General features: G+C 59.4%; 15 protein-coding genes. 5 read left to right on the plus strand and 10 right to left on the minus strand.

Annotated elements, in window-relative coordinates:
* Positions 1-11: 11 nt before the first annotated feature.
* Positions 12-572 (minus strand): YqgE/AlgH family protein, encoded by a 561-nt coding sequence (locus IPJ12_08215; GenBank protein ID MBK7647126.1) that lies wholly within the window; start codon positions 570-572, stop codon positions 12-14.
* Positions 573-609: 37 nt separating this feature from the next.
* Between IPJ12_08215 and IPJ12_08220 the strand changes: the two genes are divergently transcribed.
* Positions 610-2,022 (plus strand): deoxyribodipyrimidine photo-lyase, encoded by a 1,413-nt coding sequence (locus IPJ12_08220; GenBank protein ID MBK7647127.1) that lies wholly within the window; start codon positions 610-612, stop codon positions 2,020-2,022.
* Between the two features lie 55 nt (positions 2,023-2,077).
* Here IPJ12_08220 and IPJ12_08225 read toward each other — a convergent pair whose 3' ends face one another.
* The 5 genes from IPJ12_08225 to IPJ12_08245 are packed head-to-tail and all read right to left on the minus strand — an operon-like array spanning position 2,078 to position 10,971.
* A complete protein-coding gene (locus IPJ12_08225) occupies positions 2,078-7,522 on the minus strand; it encodes an Hpt domain-containing protein (GenBank protein MBK7647128.1) in 5,445 nt (1,814 codons plus the stop codon).
* An 18-nt stretch (positions 7,523-7,540) separates the two neighbouring features.
* Positions 7,541-9,658, minus strand: coding sequence for a type IV pili methyl-accepting chemotaxis transducer N-terminal domain-containing protein (locus IPJ12_08230; protein MBK7647129.1), 2,118 nt, complete (start codon positions 9,656-9,658; stop codon positions 7,541-7,543).
* Positions 9,659-9,698: 40 nt separating this feature from the next.
* Positions 9,699-10,211, minus strand: coding sequence for a chemotaxis protein CheW (locus IPJ12_08235; GenBank protein MBK7647130.1), 513 nt, complete (start codon positions 10,209-10,211; stop codon positions 9,699-9,701).
* Between the two features lie 5 nt (positions 10,212-10,216).
* A complete protein-coding gene (locus IPJ12_08240; protein ID MBK7647131.1) occupies positions 10,217-10,582 on the minus strand; it encodes a response regulator in 366 nt (121 codons plus the stop codon).
* A 14-nt stretch (positions 10,583-10,596) separates the two neighbouring features.
* Positions 10,597-10,971 (minus strand): response regulator, encoded by a 375-nt coding sequence (locus IPJ12_08245; protein MBK7647132.1) that lies wholly within the window; start codon positions 10,969-10,971, stop codon positions 10,597-10,599.
* A 221-nt stretch (positions 10,972-11,192) separates the two neighbouring features.
* Between IPJ12_08245 and IPJ12_08250 the strand changes: the two genes are divergently transcribed.
* Genes IPJ12_08250 through sugE form a run of 4 tightly spaced genes read left to right on the plus strand, consistent with a single transcriptional unit; the run spans position 11,193 to position 14,293 of the window.
* Positions 11,193-12,065, plus strand: coding sequence for a hydroxymethylpyrimidine/phosphomethylpyrimidine kinase (locus tag IPJ12_08250; protein ID MBK7647133.1), 873 nt, complete (start codon positions 11,193-11,195; stop codon positions 12,063-12,065).
* A complete protein-coding gene (locus tag IPJ12_08255; protein ID MBK7647134.1) occupies positions 12,055-12,687 on the plus strand; it encodes a thiamine phosphate synthase in 633 nt (210 codons plus the stop codon). Before IPJ12_08250 ends, IPJ12_08255 begins: the two co-directional genes overlap by 11 nt.
* Positions 12,684-13,967 (plus strand): glutamate-1-semialdehyde 2,1-aminomutase, encoded by a 1,284-nt coding sequence (hemL, locus tag IPJ12_08260; GenBank protein MBK7647135.1) that lies wholly within the window; start codon positions 12,684-12,686, stop codon positions 13,965-13,967. Before IPJ12_08255 ends, hemL begins: the two co-directional genes overlap by 4 nt.
* The gene (gene sugE / locus IPJ12_08265) at positions 13,964-14,293 is read left to right on the plus strand and encodes a quaternary ammonium compound efflux SMR transporter SugE (GenBank protein MBK7647136.1); all 330 of its coding nucleotides are present in this window, start codon (positions 13,964-13,966) and stop codon (positions 14,291-14,293) included. Before hemL ends, sugE begins: the two co-directional genes overlap by 4 nt.
* On the opposite strand, the gene IPJ12_08270 is transcribed toward sugE, so the two are convergent.
* The 4 genes from IPJ12_08270 to IPJ12_08285 form a co-directional block, all read right to left on the minus strand.
* The gene (locus tag IPJ12_08270; GenBank protein MBK7647137.1) at positions 14,265-15,653 is read right to left on the minus strand and encodes a magnesium transporter CorA; all 1,389 of its coding nucleotides are present in this window, start codon (positions 15,651-15,653) and stop codon (positions 14,265-14,267) included. The genes sugE and IPJ12_08270 overlap by 29 nt on opposite strands.
* Positions 15,654-15,744: 91 nt before the next feature.
* Positions 15,745-16,440, minus strand: a complete 696-nt coding sequence (gene mtgA, locus IPJ12_08275; protein MBK7647138.1) for a monofunctional biosynthetic peptidoglycan transglycosylase — start codon at positions 16,438-16,440, stop codon at positions 15,745-15,747.
* The gene (gene aroE, locus IPJ12_08280) at positions 16,437-17,261 is read right to left on the minus strand and encodes a shikimate dehydrogenase (protein MBK7647139.1); all 825 of its coding nucleotides are present in this window, start codon (positions 17,259-17,261) and stop codon (positions 16,437-16,439) included. The genes mtgA and aroE overlap by 4 nt, the downstream gene beginning before the upstream one ends.
* Positions 17,258-18,121, minus strand: coding sequence for an energy transducer TonB (locus IPJ12_08285; protein MBK7647140.1), 864 nt, complete (start codon positions 18,119-18,121; stop codon positions 17,258-17,260). The genes aroE and IPJ12_08285 overlap by 4 nt, the downstream gene beginning before the upstream one ends.

The raw sequence follows: 18,121 nt of genomic DNA on the forward strand, positions 1-18,121 counted from the left end.
ATGCGATCCGCTCATGCGTGGCCGGCCACGTCGGAAAGCTGGGTAAAGCTGATGCCTAGTTTCAGCATCGCAGCCGGCAGGCGCTCTTCGGGCGGCAGGTCGAAAAGGATTTCTGCCTTGGCTGGCACGGTCAACCAGGAATTCTGCGCCAGTTCGCTTTCGAGCTGACCGGCATCCCAGCCGGCGTAGCCCAACGTGACGATAATTTCTGCCGGCAAGCCTTCGCTGCCCACCGAGTTCAACACATCGCGCGAACTGGTCAGGCCGACTTCGCTATTCACCGCCAGCGTCGATTGCCATTTGCCAACCGGACGGTGCAGCACGAAACCACGATCGAGTTGCACCGGGCCACCGAAATAAACGGGCAGCTTGGCCAGGTTCTCGGCCGACAGTTTGATGTCGATTTTTTCGAACAGACCGGCCAGATCCATGTCGATCGGGCGATTGACGATAATCCCCAAGGCCCCGTTTTCATTGTGTTCGCAAATGTAAACGAGGGCGTTCGAGAAATACGGGTCTTCCAGCGTCGGCATGGCGATGAGGAAGTTGTCGGTCAGGTTGACGTTGTCCATGCTGGAATTTTAATCGCCGGGGAGGTACAAACCAACCATGAAAAAAGAAAAAGCCCTCGTCTGGTTCCGCCGCGACCTCCGTGATCACGACCACGCAGCCCTGAGCGCGGCCCTCGCAGACGCGCAGCAGGTTTATTGCGCCTTCGTTTTTGACCGTGAAATTCTTGAGGCGCAGCCCACGCGGCGCGATCGCCGGGTCCAATTCATTCGGGAATCGCTGCTCGAACTGGATGGGGCACTGCGTAAAAAAGGTGGCGGACTGATCGTTGTTCACGGCCATGCAACGACGGAAATTCCTCTACTGGCAGGCCGCCTGGGCATCACGGCCGTGTTCGCCAACCGCGATTATGAGCCGGCGGCCAAAACGCGCGATGCCGAGGTGAAGCGAGCCTTGACGGCCGATGGTATCGACTTCGTTCAATTCAAGGATCAGGCCATTTTCGATGGCGATGAGGTGCTGACACAGGCCGGTAAAGCATTTTCTGTGTTCACGCCGTACAAGAATGCCTGGCTAAAACGCTTGACCGCAGCAGACTGCGCAGTCTGGCCATGCTCTGGCCAACTGGCCGGTAGCGAGCTGGCCGGCGTACCGACCCTGGCCGACATCGGCTTCGAGGCCACCGATCTGGCTGAACTCGGGATTCAGCCCGGCATGGCCGGCGCCCGAACCTTATGGGAAGAATTCCGCCAAAGCCGCATCACGCGTTATGGCGCGCTGCGCGACTTCCCGGCGGTTAAGGGCGTGTCTTACCTGTCAGTCCATCTGCGCTTCGGTACCATTTCGATTCGCGAACTGGTACGAGCCGCCCTCGCCGCCGAGGCAAATGTCTGGCTCAGCGAGCTGATCTGGCGGGATTTCTACTTCATGATCCTCGACCGCTTTCCGCACGTCGTCGGCCATGCCTTCAAGCACGATTACGATGCCATCCAGTGGACTAACTGGCCTGAGGGCTATGCTGCCTGGTGCGAAGGCCGTACCGGCTATCCGCTGGTCGATGCAGCGATGCGTCAACTTAATTTCAGTGGCTGGATGCATAACCGGCTACGCATGGTCGTCGCCTCGTTCCTGACCAAGGATCTCGGCCTCGACTGGCAGCTGGGCGAACGCTATTTTGCCGAACAGTTGAACGACTTCGATCTCTCGGCCAACAACGGCGGCTGGCAATGGGCATCATCGAGCGGCTGCGACGCCCAGCCCTATTTCCGGATTTTCAACCCGATCACGCAGTCGGAAAAATTCGACCCGGAGGGCAAGTTCATTCGCCGCTATGTGCCGGAACTGGCGAGCGTACCGAACAAATACATCCACGCGCCATGGCTGATGGGGCGAATCGAGCAGGAGGCGCTAGGCGTCGTGATCGGCCGCGATTATCCGGGACCCATCGTCGATCACGCCAAGGCGCGCGAGGAAACGCTGGCGCGTTATGCGGTGGTAAAAAAGCTGGTTTGAAGAACTCGGAGGCGCAGGAAACACCGTAAAAGGCACTTCCTGCGGTCAACCGGAATTATTGCGCTTTTTTGCAATATTTCGCGACGAGGCCAAGCAGCTCGACTTCATCGTAAGGCTTGCCCAGATAGTGATTGGCCCCGATTTCCAGCGCATAGTTGCGATGCTTGTCCGCCGTCCGCGAGGTAATCATCACGATAGGCAAGGACCGCAGGCGCACATCAGCGCGGATATTGCGGACCAGATCGAAGCCGTCCATGCGCGGCATTTCGATGTCGGAGAGGATCACATCCGGTAGCACATCCACCAGTTGCTCCAGCGCATCGACGCCATCCTTGGCCAGAATGACCTGATACCCCTCACGCATCAGGAGTCGGCTGGTGATCTTGCGCACTGTCAGCGAATCGTCTACCACCATCACGGTCGGCAGGCTCGGCGCCTCGGTCAGCACCGGCGGCAGCATGGTCGGCACCGCCGTATGCACCATCGATACTGTGGCCCGACTGGCCAACGCGACCGGGTTCAGAATCAGCACGACCTTGCCGTCGCCGAGCACGGTTGCCCCGGCGATACCCACCACGCGGGCGAGCTGGGCGCCAATATTCTTGACGACGACTTCTCGATTGCCCTTGAGCTCATCGACCAGAATGGCGACCCGCTGCGAACCGGAACGCAGCAACAACACCCAGTACTGGCGATGCGCTTCCGGCACCGCCTGCGCGTCACCGAGCAGATGCGGCAGGAAATGGAAGGGATAACGATTGCCCTGCCAATTCACTTCGCTTTCCTCGCGAATGGCCGCCAGCCCTTTTTCCTTCATTTCCATGACCTGTTCGATCATGGTCGAGGGCACGGCATAAAGCTGGCTGCCGACGCGAACCAGCAGGGTCTGGGTCACCGCCAGCGTCAGTGGCAGGTAAAGACGGAAGGTCGTTCCCTTGCCTGGCTGCGAGAGGATTTCGATACGACCGCCCAACGCCGACACGGCCGTCTTCACCACATCCATGCCGACCCCACGGCCGGCAAGCTGGGTCAATTCGGCCGCGGTCGAGAAACCGGGCTGGAAGATGAAATCGAATAAGGCAGAATCATCCACCACCTGTCCCGGCTGAAGCAGGCCCATGCTCTCGGCGCGGGCACGAATACCGCTGGCGTTCAAACCCTTGCCATCGTCGGCCATGGACAGGATGATTTCATTGCCTTCCTGAGCCAGCTTGACGACGATTTCCCCGGCCTCGGCCTTGCCTGCAGCCAAACGCTCATCACGGCTCTCGATGCCATGAGCCACGGCGTTGCGCAGCATGTGTTCTATCGGCGCCAGCATCTTGTCGAGCACGGAACGGTCGATATCGACCTGGCCGCCAACGATATCCAGACTGGCCCGTTTGCCGGTCTCCTTGGCGGTCTGCCGGACGATCCGGTAAAGGCGCTCGGTCTGGCTGGCAAAGGGCACCATACGCACGCTCATCAGCTCGTGCTGCAGACTGCGGTTCAGACGCGACTGGGCGAGGATTGCCGCATTGGCGTCATCGAGATTCTTCAGCAAGTTTTGCTGCACGGTCGCAACGTCGTTGACCGATTCGGCCATGAAACGGGTGAGCTCCTGGAAGCGGGTGAAGCGGTCAAGTTCCAGCGGGTCAAAGTCCGCCTCGCTATCCGGCGCCTGGGCGACGCGAGCCTGAATCTGGGACTCCGCCTGAATTTCAATTTCGCGCAACTGGCGGCGCAGACGAATGACGTTTTCCGTGAGTTCGAGCAGCGAGCCTTTCAGGCTGCGCATTTCACCTTCGATCCGGCTGCGGGCGATGGAAAGCTCGCCCGCCTCGCTAACCAGGCGATCCACCAGATCGGCGCGCACACGCAAGGTGGCGCCCTGCCCACTTGCCTCCGACTCGGCCTCCACTGCTGTCGGAATCTGACCAGCGTCCGGCATTGAATCTGTGGCATCCGCCACCGCGGGTACGTCAGGTACGGGCGCGACCACCGGCCCGGCACGCAAGCGTTCAACCGCCTGGACCAGCAGGTCAAGGCCGGCTTCGATTTCATCGATAAACACCGGCGTTACCTGACCAGCGCGCAATGCCTCCTCAACCCGCGCTTCGAGCAGATGGGTTGCTTCGCCAAGGTTCATGGCGCCTGCCATGCGGGCACTACCCTTGAAGGTGTGCAACAAGCGCGCAATGGCATGCGGCGCCGAATCACCGGCCAGATCAGCACGCCAGGCACGAGCCTGAGCGGTCAGATCACGGGTCAGATCACCTGCTTCTTCAAGGAAGATCGGCAGTAATTGTTCGTCAAGTTCGTCGTTCAGCTGCGGCGTATCAGCCGCTGCCGCTATCTGGGTCAGCTCGGCCACCGGCTCGGGCTTCGGCATGGTGACACCTGGCAGCGCAATGATCTCGGCGCTGGCCGGGGTGGCCGCTTCTTCGATCACGGGGGCAGGATGATAAACATCATCCAGCGCTGCAATCAGTTGCATCTGCTCATCAGGCGCCCGCTGCAAGGCTAACCCGGCAAACATCTCTTCGAGCGTCATGATGCTCTGGCGAACGGTCTCCAGACCTTCGATGCTTTCCGGATGAGCCGAACCGTCGCGCCGAAGCAGGGCGTGTTCAAGCGTAATGGCCAGATGGTTGAGCGGCATCAGGCCGACGGTGGCAGCGATGCCACCCAGCGTGTGGGCAGCGCGCGTCATCTCGAAGGTAGTCGGTGCCGACGGATCGGCATCGAGCACCGCGTAGGCGGCAACCAGCGTCTGCAAATGGCCGCGCGCCTCTTCGCAGAAAATGTCGTACAAGGTTGGCGAGACCTTGACGATCGGCTGCACATTCGGAATTTGATCGATTTTCGGCGTTGACCGCGGCAGTACCTCTTCAGGCTCGACAGGGGCTTCAATGACAATAATTTCCGGCGGCAGAGCCGGTTCTTGTACTTCGATAGCCTCCACTGTCGGCGCTTCGGGCGCTTCCTCAAACGCCACCTCCTCGACCACCGTTTCCTCAACGGCCGGTTCGATTTCTGCCAGCGCGCTGACAGGTGGTTCGGGTTCGGGCTCGGGCGTCGGCACGTCGACGAGACCGGCCACCGGCTCAGTAACCGGTTCAACGCCACGCAGGCGACCCGCCAGCGCAACCAGGGCAGCCGCATCGGGTGCGGCACCGTGCCCGGTTTCGAGGTAGCTCACCCAGGCCGAGAACAGCTCGTGCGCGTCATTTATCATGCGCAGGAGATCCGGCGTCACCGTCGTATCCTGACGCAGCCAGAGATTCAGGGTTTGCTCCAGCGCCCAGGCGACTTCGCCAAGATTCTGGAGTCCGACCATCCGCCCGCTGCCCTTCAGGGTATGCATGGCGCGGCGTACGGTCGTCAAGGCCTCGACATTGTTCGGAGCCGTAGCCAGCAATGCCTTCTGATTACCGATGGTGGCCAGCACTTCATTGGCTTCTTCAAGGAAGATTGCCAGCAGTTCGGCGTCGATGGCCTCGTGAGTAGCGTCTGCCAGTTGCAGGGTTTCAGCCGACGGCCCTTGGGGCGTCGGCTGCTTGAGGCCGGACAACGCGGTATCGAGCTCGCCGCCTGCCTGCAATGCGGCCAGCGCAGCCTTGGCCGAATCGCCCAGTTCGCGGTTGGCGACCAGATCTGCATCTTTCTGGATCGACTGCAGGTTTTGCCTGAGCTCATCCTGCAAGCGAGCATCTTGCGGCGCTTCGCGCAGCGCGTTGGCCAGCGCCTGCGTTTCACGGGCCTGCTGGGCAAGTTGCGCTTCGACCGTCGGCGCTGGTGCTGCCTCGGTTTCTGCCTCCGCTGACGGTGCAGCGGGCTTCTCCCCATTCATGCGACGGACGAAGGTTTCGAAATCCGTTTCGCCGTTCTGCAGTGAATCCACGAAGAAACCGAGCAGGGACAACTGGTGCGCCACAGCCTCAAAATCTTTATTGCCCGGTTGGTAGTCCGGCTGGGCAAATTGCTGGATACGGGCGCCACATTCCTTGAGATTGTTGACCGCGCCGAAATGCCCAAGCATCGCCAAAGCACCGCCAATCTGCTTCATTGGCTTGTCGAGCTGAAGCAGATCCTGAGCCTTTGTCGGGTCACGGAAATAGACATCGAGCCCTTGTTCGATCTGGGCCAGGCTGTTCTGGATTTCCCGTCCTACCTGCCCGATCAGCAGCCTTTCCTGCGCCTTCCGCGTCATTTCGTCGAGCAGCGGAATGGCCTCGTCGCTCGCTGGGCGACCGGCGATGCAAGCGTAGAGGCGGGCAACCATGAGGTCTACCTGCTGCGCGAAATCGGTGCCCAGACGCCGGAAATTTTCTTGCGCGTTCTGCAACAAGAGAATGGCCGTCGCTACTTCCATGGCCACGCTATCGTTAAATCGCGAAGGCTGCTCGAGCAGCCAGTTGGCAATGGCTCCCAGGCCCTGGCCCAGGCGCTTAAGATCAGTCTGGCCGATTTCACCGGTCAGCTGGGCGCAGCTGCGCGCGTTATCGGCAAAGCCGGCCAGACTGGCACTGTGGCCGGTACAGAACTTGTTCCAAAGTTCCTCGATGGCGCCCAGCGTCTCGCGCAATTTGCGCAGCGAAGCCTGATGGGGCAGCGGTGCCGCAATGGCGGTAGCAGTCGGCAGCAGGTCGCCGAGGCCATAAACCGACTGAACCTCATCGATCCGCGGATGCAGTCCGGCCGGCGCCTGAGCGATGTAATACAGAGCCTCACGCATGACCCGTTCGGCCACGTTGTTAGATCCCTCGAGCAAGCGGCGAATCTGGGCGTCGATGCGCGAACAAAACTGGCGTGCGGTCTGATCGGCAGCGAGTTGCGGATCGGCTAGCGACTCCAGCAGCGCGAGTGAAACCCACCAGAAAGTACGTGCGACAGGTGTCGGCTGTATCGCGTCAATGGCGGCAACCGCCTCGCACATCACCTGACGACCAATTTCGGCTTCAGCCGGCTTCCTGAGCCAACTGAGCAGGCCTTTCTGAAAATGCATGCGCTCTGACTTCAGCGCATGCAGCAACTGCTCCGAATCAAGCATGGGCACATCATTAACCCGCTTGGCTGGGCGCAACGAAAGGTCCGGATAAAACAGCTCGCAGGGGTGAGGCGCCGGCAAGCCGCGCACCGTCGCCAAGGCCTGCAAAGCTGGCAACAGACGCAGCGGCAGGTTCGGCTCAGCCGCCATCAGATCATCAAGATACTGACGCAGGGCATTCAGGACCTGACGCAGCACGGCGACCGATGCGTCGCCACCGGGCAGGCGATCCTCTTCCATCCCGGCAAGAAGGGCTTCGGTCGACGCCGTTACCAGGGCAACACCATCGAGTCCGACAATGGCCAGCGCGCCATGTACCTGATGCACGTGGGTTCGGCAAAATTTGAGCTGTGTCGGATCAGCGCTAGCCTCGTACTGGCCGAGCGCCTCTTCGGCCCGTTGCAAGGCCAGATCAATTTCACCCTTGACCCAGGTCAGCGGGCCCAAATCAAATTCCGTTGCCGCGTTCATGATCTCTCGCGATGTCCGTCAGTCGACCTTGAAGCCGGCGACCGAGCCCTTCAGTTCTGAAGCCAGAGCGGTCAGTTCATCCACCGCCTGTGCCGTACGCTGCGTACCGGCCGTCGTCTGCTCGGTGACGTGCAAAATATCCTGCATCAGGCGCGCCACTTGAGTCGCGGAATTGGCCTGATTCTGGGTGGAGGTCGAAATATTCTGAATAAGATCGGCCAGATTGCGCGATACGTCACCAATTTCAGACAGCGCCTGACCTGCAGCGTCCGAGAGTTTGGCGCCATCGACCACCCCACGGGTTGATTGCTCCATGGCGGAGACTGCATCCTGGGTATCGGTCTGAATTGTTTTTACAATCGCCGCAATTTGCTTGGTCGCCTCGCCGGAACGTTCAGCCAGGCGCTGCACTTCTTCAGCCACGACCGTGAAGCCCCGGCCGGCATCACCGGCAGAAGCAGCCTGAATGGCAGCGTTCAGCGCCAGCACGTTGGTCTGTTCGGTAATGTCGGAAATCAATTCAACGATTTCACCAATTTCCTGCGAGCTTTCGCCAAGCCGCTTGATTCGCTTCGAGGTTTCCTGAATCTGATTGCGAATCTCGTTCATGCCCTTGATCGAATCCTGTACCGCTTGCGTTCCTTTTTCTGCAGCCATCAGGGACTGACGTGCAACCTTGGCCGATTGCGTCGCATTGCCCGAAACCTCGGACATCGAACGCGCCATGGTCAGCGCTGACTGGCCTGCCTGCTGAATTTCGGTTGATTGCCGTTCGGCAGCATCTAGCAATTCTGCCGAGGTCAAACGGGCGATTTCGGTCGCCGCCGTCACCCGGTTCGCCGCATCGTTGATACGTCCGACCAGCACGCGCAACTCTTCAATCGTGTAGTTGATGGAGTCAGCAATCGCGCCGGTAATGTTTTCACTCACCGTTGCGGTGACTGTCAGGTCGCCGTCAGCCAGGTCACCCAATTCGTTCATCAGTCGCAAAATGGCATCCTGATTTTCACGATTGGTCTGGTCAGAGACATGGCGCTGAAGCTCGGCATCTTCGGCACGGCGCCCGGTATCGTCGAGGTAAATCTTGACGAGCAGTGCCAGCGTCGCCAAAGCCAGCAAGCTCATGATAATCAGCGCAACAATGTACATGCCGCGTTCGGCCAGACCTTGCTGATAGCCAAGCGCAAGCTGATCAGTCGCTTTCAGCAAATCCTCGCTCTCGCGGAAAATTCGCGAACCCGCCTGCTTGGACAAGACCAGTGGCTGCATATTGCCCAGAATACTGGCAACGGCTCCCTGGTAATCCTTGAACGCAATGTCCAGCTCCCCCAGCTTGTTGCGGCTTTCAGCATCACCACCACCCTTGGCAAGACTGGCGAGAATATCGCGGAACGCATTGGTGTCCTTTCCAAGCAGGAAAGCCACTTCCGGATTGATCTCGTCTCCCACCAGCAAGGCCGACGCATTCTTGGCAATACGCTGAGTCAGCATCATCAACTGGCTGGACGAGGCAATTTCCCGAGAAGCTGCTCCTGCCTGCAATTTCAGCATGGCCAGCTGTTCGGTAAGCTCCAGCATTGCCGCATTTGCCTTATCGATAACGGCGACGCTCTTGCCCAATTCAACCAGGTTTTTCTCCTGGCCGATCACCGTCTCGGCATCCTTATCTGTGCTTGTCCAACGCTGACCGAGCGCTTCCAATTGCGGACGAACGCTATCGGGAGAAGCCGAAATCCTGGCGCCCCCAAATTCGCCACCATTCGACAACTGCTCAAACAGTTTGGCAAAGGTGGCGCGCGACTCCTTCAGCTGGGCGAAAGCAGCCGGGTTCCCCTGCAAGGCGAGCGTTGACGCTTTGGCCAGACGTTGCGAAAGCATGCGCATTTCACCGGAAGCCGCAATGTAAGCCGTGTTCTCCGTGGATTCGCGATTGTCATGAACCACCAAACCGGCAATGAGCAACATCAGGAAAATAAAGATGCCGCCCAATATTTTCATCTGCTGGAGCACAGGCTGCGCAGCAAGGAAGCCGGGCAGGGCCAGTTGACCGGTGGCCGAACCTGCCGAAACGGTCATCGGGGAGGATCCACCCTTCCCGGCATTACCTTTTTTCGGAAGCTTTAAGCTGAAAACCATGGAAACTCTCCGCTTGAGGGGATGCGGGCAAAGCCCGCCATCATCCCCCGATATTCATGAAATCCTGATCAGCGAGCAGTTCGCGCACCGAAAGTTTGTGCCAGATTTTTCCTTGCGTATCGGCAAAACGCTGCATTCCCCAAGCCGGCATCGAAGCATCGGCCAGCTCGGCAGTAAAGTCGTCTGGATTTTTCAGGCCAAGCATTCGCGACACCAGTAGCGCGGCGTTAACGCCATGTCTAGCCCCAATCAGCAATAGTCTGGCATTGGAATTCTGAATGATGGGCGGACCGCCTCGATATTGCGAAAAGTCACTGACTGCATGCAGGTTGCCACGAATATTGGCCAACCCGACAAACCAGGGGCGAGTCAAGGGCACGGGCGTCAAAAGGGAAGCCTGCACGATCTCGCCACCATCGGAAAGATCGACCAGCCAAGATTCGCCTCCAGCCTCGACCCCCAGCCAGAAAGAGGACCCCTTGCCTCTGGCCGCATTGCTGAGGCGCGTCGCCAGATACTCCTGAAAATCGCGAAGGCTTGTTTTCCGGGCCATCGCGATTACGGCAACGCAGCCACTCGTTGCAGCAACTCATCCGGATTCAGGGGCTTGACGAGATAATCGACTGCACCCTGACGCAAGCCCCAGATTTTGTCGGTTTCCTGCCCTTTAGACGTGCACACAATAATCGGAATGCCTTTGGTTTCCTCATCGCGGGTCAGTGTCCGTGTCGCCTGATAGCCATTCAGGCCGGGCATGACGACATCCATCAGGATCAGATCAGGCTTGGTAGCCTTGGCCTTGACGATGCCTTCCTCACCGTTTTCTGCCGTCGTGACCTGATAGCCGGCCTTGGTCAGCACATCAACGGTAAAAAACCGTTCGGTCGGAGAGTCGTCAACGACAAGGATATTTTTTACAGGCATGAGTTCCCCCTGAACTACGAATTTGATTCTGACTCGGCAGGCAATGCAAAGGTCGCAACCGTCTGTAGCAGGCTGTCTTTTGTGAACGGCTTGGTCAGATACTGGTCGGAGCCGACCATACGGCCACGGGCGCGGTCGAACAGGCCGTCCTTGGACGAAAGCATGATGACCGGTGTTGCCTTGAATTTTTGATTTTTCTTGATCAGCGAACAGGTTTGATAGCCGTCGAGACGCGGCATCATGATGTCGCAAAAAATAACGCTAGGCTGATGGTCGGCAATCTTGGCCAACGCATCAAAGCCATCTTCGGCGAGCACGACCTGACACCCGGCCTGCACGAGAAATATCTCGGCGCTGCGCCGTATCGTATTGCTGTCGTCAATGACCATGACCCTGACGCCGCGCAGTCTGGATAAATCAGCCACTATCCTGTCCCCTGGACCTCTTTGTGAGGTGCTATCGGTGCATCATACTACGGAACTATTCTCCCACTGCAAGGCCCACCAGCCACTTTCCCCACCCGGGAGACGACTCCCTTGCCGCAAGATTCGGATAAAATCGCGGCCATCTTACCCAATTCCCTTCGCCCCCGCCAAGGGTGCGAATGACAATGAATACCCCCCTCTCCACTCAGCCCACCCCGCCTCTGGTTCTCGCATTTTCTGCCAGCGACCCATCATCCGGCGCCGGCATGCAGGCGGACCTCATGACACTGGCCAGCCTGGGCTGCCATGCCCTCAGCGCAATCACCGCCTTGACGGTCCAGGATACGGTCGGCGTCCAAAGCGTGCACCCGGTCGCGGCTGAATTGCTGGAACAGCAAGCTCGCACGGTGCTTGAAGACATGCCGGTGGCCACCTTCAAGATCGGCATGCTGGGCAGCGTGGAAAATGTGCTCGCGGTCGCCGAAATCATTGCTGATTACCCGGAAATTCCGCTGATTTTCGACCCGGTGCTGGCCTCGGGGCGCGGTGACGAACTGTCGAGTGAAGAAGTGATTTCCGCCATCCGCGAAATGCTGCTGCCACAAACCACGCTACTGACCCCGAACGCACCGGAAGCGCGGCGACTGGCGGAGAGCGACGAAGACGAAGGCGAACCCTCCATCGATGTCTGTGCCCAGCGCCTGATTGAAATGGGCGCCCAGTACGTGCTGATCACGGGCACTCACGAAAACACCCCGCAGGTCGTCAACACACTGTACGGCGTCGACGGCGTCATCCGCCGCGACACCTGGGAACGCCTGCCCGGCAGCTACCACGGGTCCGGCTGTACGCTGGCTTCGGCCATCGCTGGCTGCATTGCCGGCGGCGCCAGCATGGAGGACGCCGTGCGCGACGCTCAGAACTACACCTGGCAAACACTGGCCAACGGCTTTCGCGCCGGCATGGGGCAATTTATCCCTGACCGCTTTTTCTGGGCCCGCGGCGGTGAAGAGGAAGCATCCAAAGAGAAAGGCGAAGACAAGGCCGATGGCGAATAAATTACGCGGCCTTTACGCCATCACGCCGGAATACGCCGACGGCGCCCGCCTGCTGGCCGAACTTGAAGCAGCACTGGCGGGCGGTTGCCGGATCGTTCAGTACCGCGACAAAACGAGCACCATGTCAGAACGCGTCAGCCGCGCCCATGCCCTGCGTGAACTGACCCGCCGTTATGGCGCCAGCCTGCTGATCAACGACGACATTGCCATGAGTTTTCTCGTCAAGGCCGATGGCGTACATCTCGGCAAGGAGGATGGCAACCTGATGGCTGCCCGCGCCATGCTCGGACCGACCGGTATTCTCGGTGCATCTTGCTACGCTGACTTTGCCGCAGCACAGGTGGCAGATGCGGCCGGCGTCGATTACGTGGCCTTCGGCGCCGTCTATCCCTCACCAACCAAACCGGACGCTACGCTCGCACCAAAAGATTTGTTTTTTGACGCAAAAATCCGGTTGACCGCAGCAAGCTGCGCCATTGGCGGCATTTCGCTGGAAAACGCCCAGCCGCTCATCGCAGCCGGCGCCGACCTGCTCGCTGTCATTACCGATCTCTTTTCCGCGCCCGACATCACCGCGCGCGCTGCCGCCTATCAACGCCTTTTCGAGGAAGCACAGTCATGACCTCACGCAACCAGCAACTGTTCGAACGCGCCCAGCGCCACATCCCCGGCGGCGTCAATTCGCCGGTCCGCGCCTTCCGCTCGGTTGGCGGTACGCCCTGTTTCTTCCAGAAGGGCGTCGGTGCTAAGGTGCAGGATGCAGATGGCCAGTGGTACACCGACTACGTCGGCTCCTGGGGCCCAATGATCCTCGGCCACGCTCACCCGGACGTAATCGCCGCCGTCCTGAGTACCGCGGTGGATGGCCTTTCCTTCGGCGCGCCCACGGAAAAGGAAGTCGACATCGCCGACCTGCTGTGCGAACTGGTGCCGTCCATGGAGATGGTTCGTCTGGTTTCCTCCGGTACAGAAGCCACCATGAGCGCCATCCGCTTGGCCCGCGGCTATACCGGCCGCGACATCCTGATCAAATTCGAAGGCTGCTACCACGGCCATTCCGACGGCCTGCTGGTCAAGGCTGGGTCCGGCCTGCTGACGTTCGGCAATCCGTCCTCCAGCGGCGTACCGGCCGGTGTTGCCGAAAACACCATGGTCCTTACCTACAACGACCCGCAGGAACTGGCCGATGCTTTCGCCAAGCATGGCGACAAGATTGCCGCCGTGATCGTCGAACCGGTGGTCGGCAACATGAACCTGATCGCCCCGACGCCGGCATTCCTGAAAGCCATGCGCGACTTATGCACCCAATACGGGTCGGTGCTGATTTTTGACGAAGTGATGACCGGTTTTCGCGTCGGACTGAAGAGCGCCCAAGGCCTGTTCGGCATCACCCCGGACCTGTCCACCTTCGGCAAAGTTGTTGGCGGTGGCATGCCACTCGGCGCGTTTGGCGGCAAGCGCGAGATCATGGAACAGATTGCCCCGCTCGGCCCAGTGTATCAGGCGGGTACGCTGTCCGGCAATCCGATCGCCACAGCAGCCGGCCTGGCCACGCTGAAGCTGGTTCAGGCCCCCGGCTTTTATGAAAGCCTGACGGCAAAGACCAAGGCCCTGTGTGACGGTCTGGTCGCCGCCGCCCAAAAGCACGGTGTTGTCTTCAGCGCGCAAAACGTCGGTGGCATGTTCGGCCTTTATTTCGCTGAAAAATGCCCAGGCACCTACGACGAGGTGCTGGCTTGCGACAAGGAAGCCTTCAACCGCTTCTTCCACGCCATGCTGGATGCCGGCCACTACTTTGCGCCGTCGGCCTTCGAAGCCGGCTTTGTCTCGGCCTCCCACACCGATGCTGACATCGCGGCCACCATCGCCGCAGCCGACGCCTACTTTGCCACGCTGAAGTGAATTCGGGTTCCGCCTGGCTGATCCTGTTCATTGCCGGCCTCTGCGAGGTCGGCTGGGCGGTCGGGCTGAAATACACCGAGGGGTTCAGCCGCCTGTGGCCTTCAGCAGCAACGCTGGTGGCCATGGCCGCCAGCGTCATCCTGCTCGGCTGGTCGCTGAAAGTGCTGCCGCTGGGCACCGCCTACGCGGTGTGGACAGGCATTGGCGCCGTTGGCACGGCCATCCTCGGGATGTTTCTTTTTGGTGAATCGAGAGAAGTGGCGCGACTGATCAGCATCGGGCTGATCGTCGCCGGCATTATCGGTTTGAAGTTGATGACGAAGTAGACATCATCATCGCCCGGGCCTCATCCAGCTTGCCCGAGGCTTCACGCCGCTCGGCCTGACGCAGCGCCAGATAGGTCAGCCAGCCAACAACGCCCATACCCAGCGTGAACGCTCCGTAGGCCACCGGCCAGGGAATGCCACTGGTCATCATCGAAAATTCCGACATACCGCCGATACCGGCCACGATGTTGATCGGCATGAAAATGATCGACAGCTTGGTCAGTTTCGACACGCGCTGATTCTGGTTGATATTGATGAAACCAACGACCGCATCCATCAGGAAGTTGATCTTGCCGAACAGAAACGAGGTGTGACCATCGAGTGACTCGATGTCACGCATGATCTGGCGGGCATCTTCCTGCTGCGACTGGTTCAGGAACTTGCCGCGCCCGAGGAATGCGACCGCCCGACGCGTATCCAGCACATTACGGCGAATACGCCCGTTCAAGTCTTCCTGCTTGGCAACATCGGCCAGGATCACCCCGGCCACTTCGTCAGTCAGGTGCGTACTCAACACGTGCTTGGCGACCGCCTCCAGCGATGCATAAACGTCTTCCAGTGCATCGGCTGAATACTCGGCATCGGCAGCGTAGAGGTCGAGCAGAACATCTTTTGCATCGGTGACATAACCCGGCCGCGTCCGCGCCCGATGGCGTTGCAGGCGGAAAACCGGCAATTCTTCGGAACGCACTGAAAAGAGAATTTCGTCGTGCAGGATGAACGCCACTGCCACGTTGCGCGACTCGTTGGCCATATCGAGCAGGAAATCGGAGTGCAGATGCAGCTCACCGTTATCTTCGATATAGAAGCGCGCGCTGGCCTCAAGGTCGGTCAGATTTTTGGGGTCGGGCAGATCAAGTCCGAACTGGCGGCCAACCCATTCGCGAACACGCGGCGTAGGGGCAACCAGATCGATCCAGATCGGCTTGATTTCGGCGAAATCAAGTTGGCGTTCGACGACGATCTGACGCAAACGTCCATCGTGCAATTCGAAGGCATTGACGATGACTTTTTTGCTCGGTCGATGTCCGTCGCCGACCAGCACTTCCTGCACTTCGTCGGCGAGCAATTCCAGGATGTCGTCCTGACGCTCTTCGTCGATTTCCTTCCAGGCAATCAGGCGATCATCTTCGGGCAAGGCGCTGAGAATGAGCGCGACGGAGACGACTGGCAAACGCGAAAACAGGTTGTGAAGTTCGCTGATATGCTGCTTTTGAACCAAGCCCTCGACCAGTTCGTGACGCGGCATGTCCTGGCGCCGGACCATTTCTTCGACGAGCCGATGCTTGGAGAGCAACTCCTGTACATCGGCCAGGTGCTCCTTGAGCACATCAACTTCGGTCGGGGTTTCGTCGGACATGGCGCGCCAATGCTGCAATGCAAAAACAAACCCCGATTGTAGCACCACCTTTGTGCGCAAAGCCTGACCCCGCCCTGACGGCGAAGGACGATCAAGGCACCTCGGCGGACGACATCCTGCCAAGAATTATGGCCGTTTTACGGCCCAATCCTGATGCACCGCGATTTCGGTCGTAATAACGCGGATTCGGTACCATCCCAGCCAGTCGCGCCGCCTGTTCCGGCCCGAGCTGAGCAGCACTGACATTGAAGTAATGGCGGGCAGCGGCCTCTGCGCCAAAAATTCCGTTACCCCACTCGATCACGTTCAGATAAACCTCAAAAATCCGCCGCTTGCTCCACAGATTTTCCAGCATCACGGTGATGATCGCCTCTTCGGCTTTGCGAAAATACGACTTGTTGGGTGTCAAAAACAGGTTTTTGGCCAATTGCTGACTGATGGTTGAACCGCCGGCGACAAAACGCCCTTTCTTCTGGTTCTTTTCCATCGCCTTTTGCATCCCCTCCCAGTCAAAGCCTTCATGATCGACGAACTTGGCGTCCTCAGCGGCGATGATGGCTCGTTTCAGGTGGACGGAAATGCGGTCATAGGAAACCCACTGCTGCCTGAGTTGCGCCTCCGGCACTTTCTGCCGCAACTCGACCAGACGAATTTCCATGAATCGGGTTTCACCGGGATTGACCCAGCCCCACAGCAACACCCAGCCGAGTAACCACAACTGCCAGATCAGGAACAATCCTATCATGCCGAGCAGCACCCTCTTCAGCCAGCGGCCGGCGGTTTTCATTGAGCGAGTTTTGACCTCAGGTCGGCCAGCACCCGGCGGGTCGCCGGACGCACGCCGCGCCAGACGAAAAAGGCTTCGGCAGCCTGTTCGACCAACATACCCAAGCCATCCGAGCGTTGAGCGGCACCTTGCTCCCGGGCCTGCGCCAAAAATGGCGTTTCGCCCTTGCCGTACATCATGTCGTAAGCCACGCAGCCCTCAGCAAAAATACCGTTCGGCAGGGGTAGCGCTTCACCGGACAGACTGGCGGAGGTTGCGTTGATCACCAGATCGAATGTCATGCCTTCGGTTTTGGCGAAATTTCCGGCGTTGACCGCAGCAATGTCGGCAAATGACGCAGCCAGTGCCTCGGCCTTGCCGGCGCTGCGATTGGCGATGAACAGCGAGTCCGGCTTCTCGGCCAGCAGGGGCGCTATCACACCACGCGAAGCACCACCGGCACCAAGCAGCAGGATGCGTTTGCCGGCCAGCGAAACACCAAGATTGTGCACGATGTCGCGAACCAGTCCGGCGCCATCGGTGTTGTCGCCATGGATTTCGGCGCCACTGAACACCAACGTGTTGACCGCGCCGGCCCGCGTAGCGCGTTCCGACAGCTGGGTAGCCAGACGGAAAGCTTCCTCCTTGAAGGGCACGGTCACATTTGCCCCCTTGCCGCCAGCCGCGACGAATTCTGAAATCGCCTGTTTAAAGCCGTCGACCGCAGCAAGCCGCGCTTCGTAACTGATGTCCTGACCGGTTTCGGCGGCAAAGGTGGCGTGAATGACCGGAGATTTTGAATGGGCAATCGGATTGCCGAAAACGCAGTACAAGTCGCTCATTTACTGCCCGTATTCAGGGCATCGCCCTGCGTGAAATACCAGGTCCGGGCAAAGGACAACACGGTTGCCCCGCCCAGCGCCTGCGTTGGAATGGCGCCAAACGGCGCCGCCATCCGGAGAATGCGCAGGGCAGCTTGATCCAGCACCTTGTGACCGGACGATTTTGAAATTTCGGCGTTGTAGAGGCTGCCATCCTCGGCCCGTAGTTCGACAAACAGGACCACCGAGCCATAGAGTTTGCCACGCGCCGCATCCGGATAATTCAGGGTACCGATGCGCTCGATCTTCTGCTTCCAGGCATCCAGATAAGACGCGAGGGCGTATTCCTCGGTTCGCGCCCCGACGAATTTCTTGCGTGGACGCTTGCTGTACTCATCGAGCGACTTGCTGATTTCGCCCTCCAGCCGCGCCATCGCCCGGGCAGATTCGGCAAGATCGAGACCACTGACGCTCGGCACCGGCGTCGGCTGCTCGGTTGCCGCATTGGCAGCAGCCACATTGCGCAGGCTTCTGGCCTGGGTCAGCAGCTTTTGCTGAGCCGTCTCCAGTTCCTGCACACGGCGCTGCATTTGCTGGATGGCATCACCATCGTCTTTATGTTCAGCCGGCGGCAAGGGAGTTTTGGCTCGCCGGTTTTCATCGACATTGCCACCACCATCGAGACTGGATTGCGCCAATGCCTGCGCATCACTTGGCTTGTGCGCCGATTTTGCGTTGACCAGGATGATGTCCATGGCTTTTTCGCGGAACGCTTTTGAAGCATCCGGAAATTGAAAATGGACAGTCAGCAGCAAGCCATGAAAAAGCACAGAGATGCCCACCGCCAGCCACAGGTGGCGGTCTTGCTTCACCACCGGCAA

It is taken from the genome of Betaproteobacteria bacterium (assembly GCA_016709965.1).
Taxonomy (GTDB): Bacteria; Pseudomonadota; Gammaproteobacteria; order Burkholderiales; family Rhodocyclaceae; genus Azonexus; species Azonexus amarohabitans.

What these genes read in the sequence shown, in the direction of transcription:
- IPJ12_08215 (MBK7647126.1), bottom strand. Translation starts at nt 572, where the DNA reads ATGGACAACGTCAACCTGACCGACAACTTCCTCATCGCCATGCCGACG.
- IPJ12_08220 (MBK7647127.1), top strand. Translation starts at nt 610, where the DNA reads ATGAAAAAAGAAAAAGCCCTCGTCTGGTTCCGCCGCGACCTCCGTGAT.
- IPJ12_08225 (MBK7647128.1), bottom strand. Translation starts at nt 7,522, where the DNA reads ATGAACGCGGCAACGGAATTTGATTTGGGCCCGCTGACCTGGGTCAAG.
- IPJ12_08230 (MBK7647129.1), bottom strand. Translation starts at nt 9,658, where the DNA reads ATGGTTTTCAGCTTAAAGCTTCCGAAAAAAGGTAATGCCGGGAAGGGT.
- IPJ12_08235 (MBK7647130.1), bottom strand. Translation starts at nt 10,211, where the DNA reads ATGGCCCGGAAAACAAGCCTTCGCGATTTTCAGGAGTATCTGGCGACG.
- IPJ12_08240 (MBK7647131.1), bottom strand. Translation starts at nt 10,582, where the DNA reads ATGCCTGTAAAAAATATCCTTGTCGTTGACGACTCTCCGACCGAACGG.
- IPJ12_08245 (MBK7647132.1), bottom strand. Translation starts at nt 10,971, where the DNA reads ATGGTCATTGACGACAGCAATACGATACGGCGCAGCGCCGAGATATTT.
- IPJ12_08250 (MBK7647133.1), top strand. Translation starts at nt 11,193, where the DNA reads ATGAATACCCCCCTCTCCACTCAGCCCACCCCGCCTCTGGTTCTCGCA.
- IPJ12_08255 (MBK7647134.1), top strand. Translation starts at nt 12,055, where the DNA reads ATGGCGAATAAATTACGCGGCCTTTACGCCATCACGCCGGAATACGCC.
- hemL (MBK7647135.1), top strand. Translation starts at nt 12,684, where the DNA reads ATGACCTCACGCAACCAGCAACTGTTCGAACGCGCCCAGCGCCACATC.
- IPJ12_08270 (MBK7647137.1), bottom strand. Translation starts at nt 15,653, where the DNA reads ATGTCCGACGAAACCCCGACCGAAGTTGATGTGCTCAAGGAGCACCTG.
- mtgA (MBK7647138.1), bottom strand. Translation starts at nt 16,440, where the DNA reads ATGAAAACCGCCGGCCGCTGGCTGAAGAGGGTGCTGCTCGGCATGATA.
- aroE (MBK7647139.1), bottom strand. Translation starts at nt 17,261, where the DNA reads ATGAGCGACTTGTACTGCGTTTTCGGCAATCCGATTGCCCATTCAAAA.